The organism is Rhizobium sp. L43 (assembly GCF_002531725.1).
Lineage (GTDB): Bacteria > Pseudomonadota > Alphaproteobacteria > Rhizobiales > Rhizobiaceae > Rhizobium.
This window is the reverse complement of the sequence record NZ_NWSQ01000006.1, coordinates 70,924-85,498: the sequence shown is the minus strand read 5'-3', so window position 1 is coordinate 85,498 and position 14,575 is coordinate 70,924. Positions and strand designations below refer to the sequence as shown.

General features: G+C 61.8%; 12 protein-coding genes. 5 read left to right on the top strand and 7 right to left on the bottom strand.

Annotated elements, in window-relative coordinates:
• Positions 1-102: 102 nt before the first annotated feature.
• The 3 genes from CO667_RS09705 to CO667_RS09695 all read left to right on the top strand — a co-directional run bounded on the left by CO667_RS09705 (position 103) and on the right by CO667_RS09695 (position 2,484).
• Complete coding sequence (locus tag CO667_RS09705; RefSeq protein ID WP_097618183.1) at positions 103-591, top strand: CYTH domain-containing protein; 489 nt, start codon at positions 103-105, stop codon at positions 589-591.
• Positions 569-1,477, top strand: a complete 909-nt coding sequence (locus CO667_RS09700) for a CHAD domain-containing protein (RefSeq protein WP_097618182.1) — start codon at positions 569-571, stop codon at positions 1,475-1,477. The genes CO667_RS09705 and CO667_RS09700 overlap by 23 nt, the downstream gene beginning before the upstream one ends.
• Positions 1,478-1,554: 77 nt before the next feature.
• On the top strand, positions 1,555-2,484 hold the full coding sequence (locus tag CO667_RS09695) for a rhodanese-related sulfurtransferase (RefSeq protein WP_097618335.1): 930 nt from the start codon (positions 1,555-1,557) through the stop codon (positions 2,482-2,484).
• A gap of 37 nt (positions 2,485-2,521) precedes the next feature.
• Here the strand turns inward: CO667_RS09695 and CO667_RS09690 are convergent, their stop codons facing one another.
• Positions 2,522-4,738, bottom strand: coding sequence for an EAL domain-containing protein (locus tag CO667_RS09690; protein ID WP_097618181.1), 2,217 nt, complete (start codon positions 4,736-4,738; stop codon positions 2,522-2,524).
• 95 nt (positions 4,739-4,833) lie between these two features.
• The gene (locus CO667_RS09685) at positions 4,834-6,207 is read right to left on the bottom strand and encodes a GH1 family beta-glucosidase (protein ID WP_097618180.1); all 1,374 of its coding nucleotides are present in this window, start codon (positions 6,205-6,207) and stop codon (positions 4,834-4,836) included.
• A 264-nt stretch (positions 6,208-6,471) separates the two neighbouring features.
• Here CO667_RS09685 and CO667_RS09680 point away from each other — a divergent pair, with 264 nt between their 5' ends.
• Positions 6,472-6,876, top strand: coding sequence for a DoxX family protein (locus CO667_RS09680; protein WP_097618179.1), 405 nt, complete (start codon positions 6,472-6,474; stop codon positions 6,874-6,876).
• A gap of 77 nt (positions 6,877-6,953) precedes the next feature.
• Here CO667_RS09680 and CO667_RS09675 read toward each other — a convergent pair whose 3' ends face one another.
• The 5 genes from CO667_RS09675 to CO667_RS09655 form a co-directional block, all read right to left on the bottom strand.
• Positions 6,954-8,141, bottom strand: coding sequence for a Gfo/Idh/MocA family oxidoreductase (locus tag CO667_RS09675; protein WP_097618178.1), 1,188 nt, complete (start codon positions 8,139-8,141; stop codon positions 6,954-6,956).
• 234 nt (positions 8,142-8,375) lie between these two features.
• Positions 8,376-9,428: a sugar phosphate isomerase/epimerase gene (locus CO667_RS09670; RefSeq protein WP_097618177.1), complete on the bottom strand. Its 1,053-nt coding sequence runs from the start codon at positions 9,426-9,428 to the stop codon at positions 8,376-8,378.
• A 250-nt stretch (positions 9,429-9,678) separates the two neighbouring features.
• On the bottom strand, positions 9,679-10,626 hold the full coding sequence (locus CO667_RS09665) for a substrate-binding domain-containing protein (RefSeq protein WP_097618176.1): 948 nt from the start codon (positions 10,624-10,626) through the stop codon (positions 9,679-9,681).
• A gap of 82 nt (positions 10,627-10,708) precedes the next feature.
• The gene (locus CO667_RS09660; RefSeq protein ID WP_097618175.1) at positions 10,709-11,713 is read right to left on the bottom strand and encodes an ABC transporter permease; all 1,005 of its coding nucleotides are present in this window, start codon (positions 11,711-11,713) and stop codon (positions 10,709-10,711) included.
• A 78-nt stretch (positions 11,714-11,791) separates the two neighbouring features.
• Entirely contained in the window at positions 11,792-13,318 is a 1,527-nt protein-coding gene (locus CO667_RS09655) for a sugar ABC transporter ATP-binding protein (protein ID WP_097618174.1), read from the bottom strand.
• A gap of 169 nt (positions 13,319-13,487) precedes the next feature.
• Between CO667_RS09655 and CO667_RS09650 the strand changes: the two genes are divergently transcribed.
• Complete coding sequence (locus tag CO667_RS09650; RefSeq protein ID WP_097618173.1) at positions 13,488-14,519, top strand: LacI family DNA-binding transcriptional regulator; 1,032 nt, start codon at positions 13,488-13,490, stop codon at positions 14,517-14,519.
• The last annotated feature ends 56 nt before the right edge of the window (positions 14,520-14,575 follow it).

Genomic DNA, 14,575 nt, shown 5'->3' with positions numbered 1-14,575 from the left:
ACCGACCCTTGTCGAGATAAAACCAGACCATTTGACAAGATGGGTATGAAATGCGTGGAAATTGGTCTACCGTGCCGCAATCGTCACAAAAGGTTCACCGATATGGCGAAAGAGATCGAGCGGAAGTTTCTTGTACGCAGCGATGGATGGCGTTCCGCCGTCGAGGCGAAGTCTGTCCTAAGGCAGGGTTACATCGCTTCGATGGACGACCGTTCCGTCCGGGTTCGTATCCTCGACGACAGGAAAGCCAAGCTGACGATCAAGATCGGCCGCAGCGCCATCACCCGCGACGAATTCGAGTACGACATCCCGATCGCCGATGCCAAAGAGCTGTTGCAGAACGCGATCGGCATCGTCATCGAGAAGACGCGCTACCGCGTCCCGCATCAGGGTTTCGTCTGGGAGGTCGACGTCTTTGCCGGCGAACATCGCGGGCTTGTCATCGCTGAGGTGGAGATGACGGCCGAAACCGATAATCCCGCCCTGCCCAGCTGGCTCGGCCGCGAAGTGACCGGCGATTTCCGCTATTCCAATCAGGCCCTTGCCACAGAATACGAGCACGACAGGCATGGCCTATCGCATTCGGCCTGACGCCGATTTCACCGACGAGTTCCGCAGTGTCGCGACGGAGCAATTGGAACGCGCCGCCGCGGTTCTCGAGGAACGGCCGAACGGCGCCCATGAAGCGATCCATGCCTTCCGCAAGAACCTGAAACGATTGCGTTCGCTCTACCGCCTCGTCGCCCGCGAGGTACCGGATTTCCAGGCCCAGGAAAACGCCAGGCTGCGCGATGCCGCGCAGTCGCTGTCAGCGATCCGCGATGCGGCCGCTCTCATCGGCACCGCGCAATATCTGCAGCAGTCGGCCCGTGGGCCGGAGGAGAGCGAGGCGCTCGCCCGCATCGTCACGATTCTTGAAGGACGCCGCGACTGGATGGCGGATGCCGAAAGCGACCTGGAACAGCGGCTGACGGAAACCTCCGGCATTCTGCAGGAGGCGATCGCTGCCCTGGATGGAGTCTATTTTGATGGCGGCCATCGCAAGAATGCCCGCAAGCTGGCGAAGAGCTGGCGCCGAACCGCGCGGAAGGCGAAGGCAGCACTGGCGGCCTGCCACGGCGAGGCATCGGCCGACGACTTCCACTCTCTGCGCAAGCGCACCTACGACTACCGGCTCTATCACGGCCTTTTGCGCGATGCCTGGCCTGGCGCGATGAAGGCCAAGCGCGATGCGGCCAAGGAACTCGTCGAGGATCTCGGCCATATCCACGATCTCGCCGTGCTCTCCGAACTCGTCGAGGCCGAACCGCAGCTCTTCACCCGCAACGACGACCTGGCCCATCTTCTCGATGCCATCATCTTCCGCCAGCAGGAAGACCGGCGGCAAGCGCTTGTCAAAGCCGAAACCGTCTTCACCGATGATCCAGACGAGGAAGCGCAGCGCATCGAACTTCTCTGGCTGACGGCCGGGAGTTAAGAGGCAGCGCTATCCGTCACGGCCGCCGCTGGCGAAGGCAATTGCGCGGCCGGCCGATTTTCTGTATTTCCGGGCACATGACCGACAGCCTCACACATACCAGCCCGTTCCTCGTGGCGGCACTCTACCATTTCGTTTCCGTGCCGCGCTTTGCCAGCCTGCAGGCATCGCTGCAGGCGCTTTGCGAAGAGAACGGCGTCAAGGGAACGCTGCTCCTGGCGCATGAAGGCATCAACGGCACGATCGCAGGCCCGGATGCCGGCATTCACGCCGTGCTTTCCTTCCTGCGCGCCCAGCCGGAATTTTCGGGCCTGGAGCACAAGGAAAGCCGCGCCTCGAAAATGCCCTTCCTGCGCATGAAGGTGAAGCTGAAGAAGGAAATCGTCACCATGGGCGTCGAAGATATCGACCCCAACAAGGTGGTCGGCACCTATGTGGCGGCCAAGGACTGGAACACTCTGATTTCCGATCCCGACACCATCGTCATCGACACCCGCAACGACTACGAGACGGCGATCGGAACCTTCCGCGGCGCGCTCGACCCGAAGACCAAGAGCTTCCGTGAGTTTCCGGAATGGGTGCGTCAGAATCCCGGTCTGCACAACAAGCCGAAGATCGCTATGTACTGCACCGGCGGCATACGCTGCGAGAAGGCCACCGCCTTCATGAAGGCTGAGGGCTTCGACGAGGTCTATCATCTGAAGGGTGGCATCCTGAAATATCTGGAGGACGTGCCGCAGGAGGAAAGTCTCTGGGACGGCGCCTGCTTCGTCTTCGACGAGCGCGTGTCGGTCGAGCACGGGCTGAAGGAAGGTGAACACCGGCTCTGCCATGCGTGCCGCAACCCGATCACCGCCGAAGAGATCACCTCGCCGCTCTACGAGGAAGGCGTTTCCTGCAGCCACTGTTATCCCAAGCGCACGGAAGAAGACCGGCTGCGCTACCGTCAGCGGCAGCACCAGATCGCCCTCGCCAAAAAGCGCGGCCAGCGGCATATCGGCAGCTGAGCCGAATTCCGTGTGGATCAAGCCTGCTGTCTGAAGATCAGGCAGCGCCGATGCGGCGCCAAGCCGCCGGCGGCGGCGTTGCACGCCGCTCGTTCAGCATCTCGGTGATCAGGTCTGATGTAACCGGCTTTCCGAACAAATAGCCCTGCAGGCAATCGCAGCCGAAGAGGCGCATGGCGATGGCCTGCTCCTCGGTCTCGATGCCTTCGGCCGTCACCGGAATGTCGAGCGAGCGGGCAAGCGCCACCGTCGCCTGCAGCATCTCGCGCTGGCGCTTGTCCTCGTTGACACCCATCACCAGCGAGCGGTCGATCTTGATCCGGTCGAAGCCGAACTGCCGGAGATAACCGATCGAGGAGAAGCCGGAGCCGAAATCGTCGAGCGCCACCTTGACCCCGAGCGCCTTCAGCCGTTCGATCGACTGGCGGGTGCGCTGCGGGTTCTGGATCATATAACCTTCGGTGATCTCAAGCGTAATGCGCCCGGTCTCGATCTCCGTCTGCTTCAGCACGTAGCGCACATAGTCGGCGAAGGCCGGATTGCGGAACTGGCCAGGCGAGACGTTGACCGAGACGTTGAGTTCCGGCCACTGCTTGGCCGTCTCGCAGGCCTTGCGCAGCACGAACAGGCCGAGCGATTCGATGAGGCCGCTGGTTTCGGCGATCGGGATGAACAGCTCTGGCGATACAGGGCCATGGCCCGGACGGTTCCAGCGCACCAGTGCCTCGACGCCGGTGATCGCATGTGTGCTTGCATCGATCAGCGGCTGGTAGGCGAGCGTCAAGTCGCCGCTTTCGATGGCGATCCTGAGATCGAGCTCCAGCGCATTCCGCTGCTCTCGATCCGCATCCATCGACGGATCGTAAAGCATCATGCGCGCGCGGCCGGCCTCCTTCGCCTTGTACATGGCAAGGTCGGAGCGGCGCACCAGTTCTTCCCGCCCGATCGTACCGAGAGACGACATGGCGATGCCGATGCTGGCCCCGACGACGACGACGCGGCGGCCGATCTCCAGCGGCTCGACAAGAAAATCAAGGATCTGCTCGGCAAGCTGCAGTGCGGCGGCATTCTCGCCGTCGGAGAGAAAGGCGATTGCAAATTCATCGCCGCCGATACGGGCGAGGACCGCCCCTTTCGGAATGAGCACGTCGAGCCCGGCCGCGACGGCGCGGATCAACTGGTCGCCGGTGCCGTGGCCATAACTGTCGTTAACTTCCTTGAAACCATCGAGATCGAGATAGAGGAGCAGCACGTTGCGCTTGGTCTGGCGCGCCTCGACGACAAACCGGTCGACGGCGAGCCCGAGACCATCGCGATTGGAAAGGCCGCTCAGCCGGTCGCGCAGCGCCTCTTCGCGGGCGTTGTTTTCCTCGCTTTTCAGCCTGCGGCCGGCAAGCCAACCGATGACCAGCAGCACCACGAAGAACAGCCCTACGAGACCGAGCGCCTGAATGACCATCGGCCGCACCTGTGCATAGCCGACATCACCAGGCGAACGCGAGGTCCAGACGAGCTTCTTGAGCGTCACCCCCGCCGGGTCGGCGATCGGCACGAAATAATCGGCCTCGAAGTTCGCCGGCGCCAGCCTCAGCCCGCCGATGACATAGGTCTGGCCGAGCGCCGCCACCCTGTCGTTATCGAGATGGCGGGCGAAAACCAGATAACGGTGCTGGCCGGCGGGCACGTCAAGCGCACCGGATTTTTTCCGCACCAATGCCACGCCGACAGCCGCAATACCCCTTCTGGTGGTGACGAAGCCAACCGCCTGCGGAGTACCGGTCGGGCCGGCGGCCTTCACCGTCTCGAAGAGGGTCCAGAGCGACGGCGTGAAGAAATCCGTGAGCGGCTCCTCCATCGGCTTGCCATCGCGATAGGCCATGATCGCCTTCTTCTCGTCATCGATGACGATGGCCATGTCAAACAGCGAGCTGTTGGCGGACATTTCGCCATAATTGCTCACGGTCCAGGCCCTACCATCAGGCGCGTAGACATTGAGGGCGGCATCGTCCCAGGCGGCGTAATCGTCGAGCGTCGCACCGAGCTGATCCTCGAAGGTCTTTACCGCGCCGATCGTCGTTTCGCGCGAGCGCTCGTCATCGAGGAGATTGGCATTTTCGGCCACCCGTTCGAGCGCCGTCAGCACCATGAAGGTGACGACGGCGACAATGACGGCGAAGGAGAAGAGCACGCCCGTGACGGTGATGTGACGGCCTATTCCCGATCCCTTGCTCTGCGATTTTCCGGCTGTCTGCATCACGGCTCCCTGACCGTCGGACTTTGCCAGTCAAGGGTTCAAAAACGTTTAAGCAACCGCTGCAGATCTTGGTGCCCGCTGCCTGAGGGCAACGATCAACCCGCCTTGTGATTGCCCTTCGGGAATTGCGCCGCGAGTTCGCTGTACCACCTGCCGCTGTTCTTCACCGTGCGCAGTTGCGTCTGATAATCGACATGGACGAGGCCGAAGCGCATGCGATAGCCTTCCGCCCATTCGAAATTGTCCATCAGGCTCCAGGCGAAATAGCCGCGCAGGGGATAACCGTCCTTGATCAGGTCGGCCACGATATCGAGATGGTCGCCGACATAATCGAGACGCATCGTATCATCGACCGCGCCGTCGACGACGCCGGTGTTGTCGCAGGCGCCGTTTTCGGTGATGTAGCATTCCGGCAGGTCGTAGCGGCGATAAAGGTCCTCGACCGAGAGCTTCAATGCCGGCGCATAGATTTCCCAGCCGATATCGGTCTTGACGTCGCTTGCCGGCGGCGCTTTCACCGTCCAGGGGAAATCGCCTTTTCGTTCGGCATCGTCGGTGACACGCTCGGGCGTATAGTAATTCAAACCCCACCAGTCGAGCTTCTGGCTGATCAGCTTCAAGTCGCCTTCCTCGATAACAGGCATGCGATCACCGAGCGCCTCGACGAACTCCTTCGGATATTCGCCCTTGAAGACCGGATCGAAGAAGGCACCGTTGTGGAACTGATGCGCACGTTCGGCGGCTGCCAGATCGGCCGGGCTGTCGGAGCCGGGAATGATCGAGGCGGCGTTGAGCACAAGGCCGACGGGCACGTTGGGCGCTTCGGCGCGGATCGCCTCGACGCCGAGGCCGTGGGCGAGGTTCATGTAATGCATGGCATGCAGGGCCGCCTGCATGTCGCGTTCGCCCGGAGCATGAATGCCGTAGAGGTGGCTCAGCCAGACGATGCACCAGGGCTCGTTGAAAGTCGCGACGGCGTCGAGGCGGTCTCCGAGGCGGTTCATCACCGTCTTCGCATAGCGCTGAAAAGCATAGGCGGTCGAGCGCGCCGTCCAGCCGCCGTCGCCGGCAAGCAGCAGCGGCAGATCCCAGTGGTAGAGCGTCGCGAAAGTCTTGATCCCGCGCGCCTTGCAGCCGTCGATAAGCCGGTCGTAGAAATCGAGGCCGGCCTCGTTCACCGGACCCGTACCGTCCGGGATAATGCGCGGCCAGGCAATCGAGAAGCGATAGGCTTCGACACCCATCTCCTTGATGAGATCGAGGTCCTGCTCCAGCCGGTTGTAGTGGTCGCAGGCAACGTCGCCGTTATCGCGATTATAGACGCGGCCGGGCATGTTGCAGAAGGCATCCCAGATGGATGGCTTGCGGCCATCGGCCTTGCTGGCGCCCTCGATCTGGAAGGCGGCGGTGGCAACGCCGAAGGTGAAATCGCCTGGAAGGCGGGCTGCAAGCATCTTCGCATCGATCATCTGGAAACCCCGTCCTTCACCTTGTTGGCTGACCGTTGGTCGGGATTTAGCCAAGCCGGAAAGCAAAGTACAGGCCCGGAAGAAGAAAAACTGCAACGTTACAGTTACGGCAACAGAGCAGCGGCAACTGCACCGTTCCGTCGCCCGGAGCTGCCGCACTTTCCGCATGTGACTGCTCTCATAACGCGAATGTCAGCAGTCGTGATTTGCTGTCGAGCCCGCGATTCCCGACACAGCCAAGATATCAAACATGAAAGGAATCCGATGCTGTCTTCGATCCATCTGCTGCAGCCCCACCTGCTGAGCCTGCTGCGCATCGTCTCGTCACTCGTGCTGTTCAGCTACGGAACGCAGAAGATCCTGCATTTTCCGGTTGCAGCAAGCGTACCGCCCGTCGGCTCGCTGTCCTGGGTTGCCGGTCTGATCGAACTCACCCTCGGCTTCCTGGTCCTGGTCGGATTCCAGACCCGGATCGCCGCCTTCGTGCTCTCAGGCCTCATGGCCTTTGCCTATTTCATCGGGCATGCGTCGAAAGGCATCTACCCCGCGCAGAATGGCGGCGTCGCGGCGATCCTGTTCTGCTTCGTGTTTCTTTGTCTGGTGGCGGCAGGCGCCGGACCATTGAGCGTCGACAACCTGCTGAAGCGCGGCCGCACGGCCGCGGCCTGATCGACCATAAACAAGAACACCGAGGCGATTTGAGGCCGCCTCGGCGTTTTTTCATTGGGCAACCGGGATCGATAGACTCAGACCTTGACCCATGCGCCGTTCTTCTTGGAAGACGCGACGCAAGCCTCGACGAAGGCCACGCCCTTCACGCCGTCATCCACCGTCGGGTAGACCACAGCCTTGTCGATGGCCTTGCCCTTCTTGCGGGCATTGATCGCATGAGCGGCTTCGGTATAGATCGTCGCAAAGGCCTCGAGATAACCTTCAGGATGCCCTGATGGCACGCGCGAGACGCGGCCGGCGGCCGCGCCTGACCCGGCCCCGCCCCGGGTGATCAGCCGCTTCGGTTCGCCGAATGGCGTGTACCAGAGATAGTTCGGGTCCTTCTGGGTCCATTCCAGCCCGCCCTTGCTGCCGTAGACGCGGACCATCAGGCCGTTTTCATGGCCAGGCGCCACCTGGCTGCACCAGAGCATGCCCTTGGCCGGCTTCTCCGAGCCCTTCGCCTTGAAACGCAGCATGACATGGGCATTGTCGTCAAGCCGCCGGCCGGGAACGAAGCTGTCGAGATCGGCGGCCAGGCTGTCGAGTTCCAGGCCTGATATGAAGGAGGCGAGATTATAGGCATGCGTGCCGATATCGCCTGTGGAGCCGCCGACGCCGGACTGCGCCGGATCGGTGCGCCAGGCCGCCTGTTTCTGGCCGGTCTGCTCGACGGCTTCCGTCAGCCAGTCCTGCGGATATTCGGCCTGGACGACTCTTATATCGCCGAGTTCGCCGTTCGCGATCATCTCGCGCGCCTGGCGGACCATCGGATAGCCGGTGTAATTATGCGTCAGCACGAAGAGCGCGCCGCTCTCGTCGGCGATCTTCTTCAGCTTCTTCGCATCGGCAAGGTTTGATGTCAGCGGCTTGTCGCAGATGACGTGGATGCCGCGCTTCAGGAATTCCTTGGCCGCATCGTAGTGCACATGGTTCGGCGTGACGATCGCCACCGCCTCGATGCCGTTCTTCAGCTTCGCCTCGCGGATCGCCATCTCGCGATAGCTGGAATAGGTCCGCGACGGATCGAGGCCGAGATCGCGGCCGGACTGCACCGCCTTTTCGGGCGTCGACGACAGCGCCCCGGCGATAAGATCGTACTGATCGTCGATGCGGGCCGCGATACGGTGCACCGCGCCGATAAACGCGCCCGCGCCGCCGCCCACCATGCCGAGCCGGATGCGCGGCTCGCGGGTCTGTTCGGATGATGCTTCGATTGCCATTCTGTCCTCCTGAAATTTAAACTTGGTGCGGATGCGTGCCCCTCATCCGGCTGCCGCCACCTTCTCCCCGTAAACGGGGCGAAGGGACTGTGGCGCACCCTCTCCGTTTGACCCACTCTCGCAAGGCACGTCCCCTCTCCCCGTCAGAACGGGGGTCCGAAGGACGGGTCGAGACGAGTGGCTCGACCCCGGTACGGTTAGGGTGAGGGGCAGCCTCGCGGTAAGACCTATATCTTAAAGCCCCAGCATCCGCCGGTTCGCCGCCTGGTCCGTGCCGCTGCCGGCGAAATCGTCGAAGGCCTTTTCCGTGACGCGGATGATGTGGGCGGCCACGAATTCGGCCCCTTCGCGGGCGCCATCCTCCGGATGTTTCAGCGCGCATTCCCATTCGACCACGGCCCAGCCGTCGAAATTATTGGCTGTCATCTTGGAAAAAACCGCGCCGAAATCGACCTGGCCGTCGCCGAGCGAGCGGAACCGGCCGGCGCGCTCCACCCAACCCTGGTAGCCGCCGTAGACACCCTGGCGCCCGGTCGGATTGAACTCCGCATCCTTGACGTGGAACATCTTGATGCGGTCCTTGTAGATGTCGATATTGTCGAGATAATCGAGGCACTGCAGGACGTAGTGCGACGGATCGTAGAGCATGTTGGCGCGCGGATGGTTCTTCACCCGCTCCAGGAACATCTCGAAGGTGATGCCGTCATGCAGGTCTTCGCCCGGGTGGATCTCGTAGCAGACGTCGATGCCGTTTTCATCGGCATGGTTGAGGATCGGCGTCCAGCGGCGGGCAAGTTCGTCGAAGGCCGTCTCGACCAGACCGGCAGGACGCTGCGGCCAGGGATAGATGAAGGGCCAGGCAAGCGCGCCGGAGAAGGTCGCATGCGCCTTGAGGCCGAGGTTTTTCGATGCCGTCAGCGCCAGTTTGACCTGCTCGACCGCCCATTCCTGGCGAGCTTTCGGATTGCCCCGCACCTCGGGTGCGGCGAAGCCGTCGAAAGCTTCGTCATAGGCCGGGTGAACGGCGACGAGCTGGCCTTGCAGATGGGTGGAGAGTTCGGTGATCTCGATGCCGTTTTCGCGGGCCTTGCCGGCGAATTCGTCGCAATAATCCTTGGATGTGGCAGCCTTTTTCAGATCGATCAGCTGGCTGGCCCAGGTCGGCACCTGGACGCCCTTGTAACCGATGTCGGCCGCCCATTTGGTGATGGCGTCCCAGGAATTGAAAGGAGCGGTATCGCCCGCGAACTGGCCAAGGAAAAGGCCGGGGCCCTTGATCGTCTTCATGTCAGATTCCTCCCTGAATATCGACCGTAAACGTTTCTGAAGTGTTGTAGCACGCAATTTGGCGGGCGCAAGGCGCCTCCTCGCCCTTGGCTCTCGATTTGGCGCGAAGCCAGATCCGATATGGCCGCGAGCTAATCATGATGGGCTTTGGCGAGCAAGAGGTACGTGCAGCATTTTCGGCGGGGCACGGTATGGACGCATAAAAAATGCGCCCATCCCTGACGAATGGGCGCATCTTTCCGATCGATGATCAGAACGGAGAATCGGGGAAATAGAAGTCCTTGGCATTCTCCTTGGTGACGAGCGTTGCATCGAGGATGTAGCTGCCGTGGACCGGCACCTGATCGTAGAGCGCCGCCGCCGTCAGTTCCATGGCCGTACCGACCATTGCCGGCGGATAGAGAACGTCGACCGGGATCAGCTTGTCGCCGTCCATGACTTTCTTGACCATGTCCTTGGAGCCAGCGCCGGCAACGACATACTGGATGTCGGTGCGCTTGGCCTGCTCGATCGCCTGCAGCACGCCGACTGCCATGTCGTCGTCCTGGCACCAGACGACATCGATCTTCGGGTATTTCGTCAGGTAGTCCTGCATGACCTTGAAAGCATCGTCGCGGTTCCAGTTGCCGTACTGACGGTCGAGAACCTTGACCTTGGAGCCGGCAATACCCTTGTCGAAACCGTCCTGGCGCTGCTGGTCGATCGGGATCGGCAGACCGCGGATGATAACGACCTCAGCTTCCGGGGTCTTTTCGGCAATGTACTTGCCCGCGACTTCGCCGAGCGCCGGGTTGTTGCCGGCGACATAGAGGTCGCGCACGGAATTGTCGTTGTTGCTCGGCGCACGGTCGACGAGGGCGACGAACTTGCCCTTGCCTTTGACTTCTTTGATGGCGTTGACGAGCGGATCCGGATCTGACGGCAGAATGACCAGGGCGTCGATGCCCTGCGTCTCGAGATCCTGCACGGCGTTTGCCTGGCTTGCGGCATCCGGCGAGGTCTTGACGATAACGTTGAGACCGGGATGTTCGGCCATCAGCAGTTTGGCGACGCGTTCGGCATGGAAGACAACGCCCGAGGTCCAGCCGTGGTCGGCGGCCGGGATGGAGACGCCGATCGTGAATTTCTTGTCCTGGGCGTAAGCGGTGCCGGCGAACGTCACCGCCGCAACCGCGAGACCCAACATCAATTTCCGCATGTTATTTCCTCCCAATGATTTCAGGGACTTTTCCATACCGGACCGGACGCCCTGTAAACCCGGTCAAAGGCAAGCGGTCAGATCATGATTTGCGCACCAGCGAGCGCTGGACGAACATGGCGATGATGATGATCGCACCCTGGATGGCGCCGATCAGATATTCGCTGATGAAATTCGAAAGCAGCATGATGTTGCCGACGAGCTCGAGAATGAACGCGCCGCAGATCGTGCCCCAGACCCTGCCGGCGCCGCCCTTCAGCGCCGTGCCGCCGACCACGACAGCGGTGATCGCCTGCAGCTCCCACAGGATGCCTGTCGTCGCCGACGTCGAGCCGAGACGGGGCACGTAGAGCAGCACGGCGATGGCGACGCAGAGCCCCTGGATGACGAAGGCGATCGTCCGCACACGGTTGACCGCGATACCCGAATAGCGGGCGACATCGCTGTTCGATCCCACAGCGACGACGTGGCGCCCATAGCGGGTGCGATAGAGGATGAAGGCCGCAACCGCCGTCACCGCCAGGATCACCACGATCGGCACCGGCACGCCGGCGATATTGCCGAAATAGGCAGGACGATAGAGCGTCTGGATATCGGCGGAGCGAAGGGTGATCGCGCCGCCCTGCGACAGCCATGTCGTCAGACCGCGATAGATGCCCATCGTGCCGAGCGTCGCGATGAAAGGCTCGATCTTGCCCACCGTGGTAATCAGGCCGTTCGCCAGACCGCAAAGCGAACCGGCGACCATCGTGAAGACCACCGCAACCGTCAGCATCAGGGCCGGGTTTTCGATGGCGCCCGAATTCATCAGCAGGATCATCAGGCTGGCGACAAAGGCCACCATCGAGCCCACCGACAGGTCGAGATCACCGGCCGAAATCACGAAGGTCGCGCCGACCGCGATGATGGCGATGAAGGCGCTGCGCGTCGCGACATTGGCAAGGTTGGTGATGCCGATGAAATTGGGATTGACCAGGGCTCCGACGATCAGAAGCAGCGCCAGGGCGACGAAAGGCGCCACCGCACGCAGGTCGACATCCCGCCAGGACCGGCGCCGGATTTCCCTGGTCTCCTCGTTGACACTCATTTCCAAAACCAACCTCCCGTCCCGTATTTTCCGGGCATCTTTTCTCTAGTCCTGATCGGCGAAGCCCTGCTATCGCCCTCAGGCGGCCGCCTTCTTCTTGAGCCCGGCGGCGTAACGCATGATCTCCTGCTCGGAAATCTCGTCTCCCTCGAGCATGCCGACGATACGCCCTTCGCGCATCACCGCTACTCTGGTGCAAAGGCCGATGACCTCCGGCATCTCCGACGAAACGACGATGATCGACCGGCCGTCCCGGGCGAGTGCCGAGATGAAATGATAGATCTGCTGCTTGGTGCCGACGTCGATGCCGCGCGTCGGCTCGTCGATGATGATAATCTCAGGCTCGGTCTCCATCACCTTGGCGAGCAGCAGCTTCTGCTGATTCCCCCCTGACATCCGGCCGGCGACAATATTGCCGTCGCGAACCCTGATATCGAAGCGGCGCTTGGCCTTTGCCATCGCGGCCGCCTCGCTGCCCGGGCTGAGATAGCCGTGACGAGCATGCCTTCCGAGCGATTGCAGTGTCAGATTGGTCACCATGCCGGAGCGCAGCAGCAGGCCTTTCGACTTGCGGTCCTTGGTCATATAGGCGAGCCCGCAGCGATTGGCGGCATGCACGTCGCCGGAGGGAACCGTTTCCCCCTTGATGATCACCTCGCCCTCGAGACGGGTCCGCAACCCGGCGATCGCTTCCATCAGCTCGGTGCGACCAGAGCCGATCATGCCTGAAAAACCGATGATCTCGCCCTTGCGCACCTCGAAGCTTGCATCCCTGACATAGCCCGTCGACACCGAGGCAACGCGGAGAACGACCTCCTCGTCGACATCAGGCTCGACCTTGGCGGGATAGAGGCTGGAAAGTTCGCGGCCGACCATCAGCTGCGCGATCGATTCCCCGTCCAGAATGGAGGTCGGCGATGTTTTGATCCACTGGCCGTCGCGCAGCACCGTGACCCGGTCGGTCAATTCCATGACCTCGTCGAGCTTGTGGGACACGAAGACGAAGCTCGTCCCCTGATCGCGAAGCTTGCGGACCTGCTTGAAGAGCATATTGGTCTCTTCCCGCGACAAGACGGCGGTCGGCTCATCCATGAACACGACCCGCGCATCGCGGCTGATTGCCTTGGCGATTTCGACCATCTGTTTGTCGGCGATGGAAAGCGTGCTGATCAGCGCATTCTCGTCGACATGCGAACCAAGCACATCGAGAACCTTGCGCGTTTCCGACCGCATATATTTGCGGTCGAGGACACCGAAACGCGTCACTTCTCGCCCGAGAAACAGGCTCTCCGTCACGGTTAGATGGTCGGCCAGGTTGAATTCCTGGTGAATAATGACGATGCCAAGCGCCTCGGCAGCGCCGTTGGGCGGCAGCACCACGGGCTTGCCGTCGAGCAGGATCTCGCCGGAACTTGCCTGTTCGAAACCGGACAATACCTTGACGAGAGTGGATTTGCCGGCGCCGTTTTCACCCATCAGCGCATGGATTTCGCCGGCACGGAGATCGAAGTTCACGCTGAAGAGGACCTGCACCCCACTGAAGGACTTGCATATGCGCCTGGCGGACAGCACCACGGGTGCGGTGTCGGCGGCTTCCACGGTCATCTGATCCTCCCCAAAGCGGCTCTCCATCCGCGCCGGACCTTATGTAAACCTTTACATACATCGTGTAAAGGTTTACATCGTTGATTTACACAGATCAGTTGAAGCCTGCCTTTGACCTCTCGACAAGTCTGTGTAGTGTCGCGGCGAAGACAGCCCAAGGCAGAGCTCAGTGTCGAATTCCACGCCCGCAACAATCGAAGACGTCGCCCGGATCGCCGAGGTCTCCATTGCGACGGTGTCCCGGGCGATCCACATGCCCGAGAAGGTTGCCAATTCCACCCGCCTCAAGGTCAACCAGGCGATCGCCATCACCGGTTATACGACCAATGCCATGGCCCGCAGCCTGAGGCTCGGCCGCTCCAACATGATCCTGGTCGTGGCGCCCGATATCGGCGACCCCAATTTCTCCAATATTCTCGTCGGGCTGGAGAACGAGGCGCGCGCGCACGGCTACGGCATCCTGATCGGCCACACCCAGAACGACGCCCAGCGCGGGCTGGAATATCTGAAATTCTTGAATTCCAACCAGGCTGCCGGGCTGATCCTGTTCACCGGCATCCTGCCCTTCGGCCATCAGACGATGACGGCGCGGCTGCCGCCGAGCGTCGGCGTTTTCGAGCCCGTCTTTAATGGCGGCATTCCCTATGTCGGCGTCGACGACACCGAGGGTGCTCGCAAAGCCGTGGACCTGCTCCTGGCCGAAGGCCATCGCAAGATTGCCTTTATCGGCGATTCCCGTACCCGGCTTGCCTATACCAGACGCCGCATGGGTTATGAGGCCGGCCTCGACGCCGCCGGTATCCCGCCCGACTTGAGGATCGTGCTCGAAGGCGACGGCACGATCGAAAGCGGGCGGCATGCGGTCGAACAGCTTTTCATGCGCGACACGCTTCCCACAGCCTTCATGTGCGTCAACGACCAGACGGCGATCGGCGTCATGGTCGGGCTCGGCGCGCGAGGTTACGATATTCCGCGGGATTTCTCGGTGACCGGTTTCGACGACGTGCCGCAGGCCGTCTTCATATCCCCGCCGCTGACCACGATCCGCCAGCCGAGAACGGCAATCGGCAAGCAGGCGATGGCGCTGCTGCTGGAGCTCCTGTCCGATGGCCGGCCGACCGAAACGGAAATCCTGCTGAGGCCGGATCTGGTGGTTCGAAACTCCGTCTCCGCGCCGTCGCGCAACTGGTCGAAGCGTTGAACCAATTAGCCTGAGAGCTTCCCGCCGCACCCGGTCGGAAAGGGTTTGCGCCGGCG